Origin of the sequence: Rubrilithobacter danxiaensis, from assembly GCF_047272945.1 — a bacterium.
GTDB lineage: Bacteria > Bacteroidota > Bacteroidia > Sphingobacteriales > Sphingobacteriaceae > Rubrolithibacter > Rubrolithibacter danxiaensis.
In genome coordinates this window covers 1-1,551 of sequence record NZ_JBKOPS010000033.1, presented here as the reverse complement: position 1 = coordinate 1,551, position 1,551 = coordinate 1, and the positions used below count along the sequence as shown (strand labels likewise).

Annotated in this window: 2 protein-coding genes; both read right to left on the bottom strand. The window is 38.5% G+C overall.

Annotated elements, in window-relative coordinates:
• Nucleotides 1-247: 247 nt before the first annotated feature.
• Nucleotides 248-643, bottom strand: a complete 396-nt coding sequence (locus ACLCDL_RS17865; RefSeq protein ID WP_423149776.1) for a hypothetical protein — start codon at nucleotides 641-643, stop codon at nucleotides 248-250.
• 13 nt (nucleotides 644-656) lie between these two features.
• Nucleotides 657-1,551 (bottom strand): RHS repeat-associated core domain-containing protein (locus ACLCDL_RS17860; protein WP_423149775.1); only part of this gene is annotated, 895 nt, incomplete at its 5' end.

Sequence of the window (1,551 nt, the reverse complement as noted above, 5' to 3'; positions counted from 1 at the left end):
AGCTTGTTCTTGATGATTTTTTCTTGTGTTGTCATTGTTTAATCTGATTTGAAGTTACTCGTTTTATCGTAACTGTCAGATTAAGTCGTGACTACTTCAATTTAAGATTATTGATACCATGCTCACCAAAAAGAAGTTTAAGGATTTCTTTCAGCAGAATGCTGCTGCTCTATAAATAACAAAAGCCTGGCTCATTGAACCAGGCTTAGATATTATTAGTCTTAGCTGACGCTAAGACTGGCATGATTTACCAGAGAACTTTGTAGTACCGATAAGTAGCCGTTTCCTTGTCATAATCAAATACAGGTCGACCTACAAAATTGCGTTCTAACGGAACCGAGAATACTAGAAGAACGCTAGCATAGTCATAATTCGGTTTTCTAGCAACATCATCACTCTGGAAAAAATTTGTAAATCGAATACGCCCTTTTTGATATGACCATTTTCCTTCGTTATGAAATAATCTCACTCCATCAGATTTACGATAAATACTTTGCTTGTAGGTGCCTCCTTTTAAGACAAGAATTGTATCAATTGTATTTGTATGGTGTTTAGCGACATATGTTCCCACCGGATCAGGAGAAGAACTTAGAAACCAAGCACCTAAACAAAAAACGACGATCACATACCATATCTTTTTCATACAATTGGCAATACTATTTCTTATTAATGTTAAGAATCATTAGATATGTCTGTCGTGTTGTTCCTTGGGGAACTTGCTGATTTGGCTTTCTGTCGTCATTAATCCAGCTTTCAGGCATAATTTTAACTAGCGGATTCAGAGAATACGACATCTTGGATTTGCTATCCATCGCTGTTATCACTAACTGATCTCCAAGATTATAAAAGCTAAAAGACGCTTTACCTATCATTTGAGCAGTCATATTATTACCCGCTTCAAAAGCGCCTCCTATACCGAAAGAAGGATTAATGGCCATTTTATCTGGAGCTCCAGCATCCACATACTCTTTAAATGCATCAGCGAATATTGGCGATTTCATTAACTCTTGAGTCATTCCTGCAGTCGTTATTAAACTGTTTTCTGGGCCAGTGCCATTTAGGAATTCATCGTAAAGAGTGTCCCAGGTGGTGCCTTTTTCTCGTTGTGTATATCCCTCGACACCTTTAGATGTTCGAGCATAGACCTCCTTACCTGACCCTCTACTTTTAATTCGCATTTGGCCATCATGCTCACCTCCCTTAATGTGAGTAAAATCTACCTTATCTCCACCTAAGTTGCTGATTTTAGTTCTCTTTACATTTCCATCTTCATCTACTTCCTCCCTATACTCATCTAAGGCCCCTGTTGGGTCAATTCTGATTATAGGATTATTCTGAACATAATTATAGGGCGTCAGCCAGTTCCTCTTTTCAGAAAGTGGATCTACCGTAGTGAAACGGCCTATAACAGGATCGTAAAAACGAGCCCCGTAATCCAATTGCCCTAAGTCTTCCTGAAACTCCTTCCCATTATACTTGTACTTGTTATCCGGAGTTGGGTTAATGTTTCCTGCTCCTGCTATCTCCCTGCCAAATCCATAATAATCATTT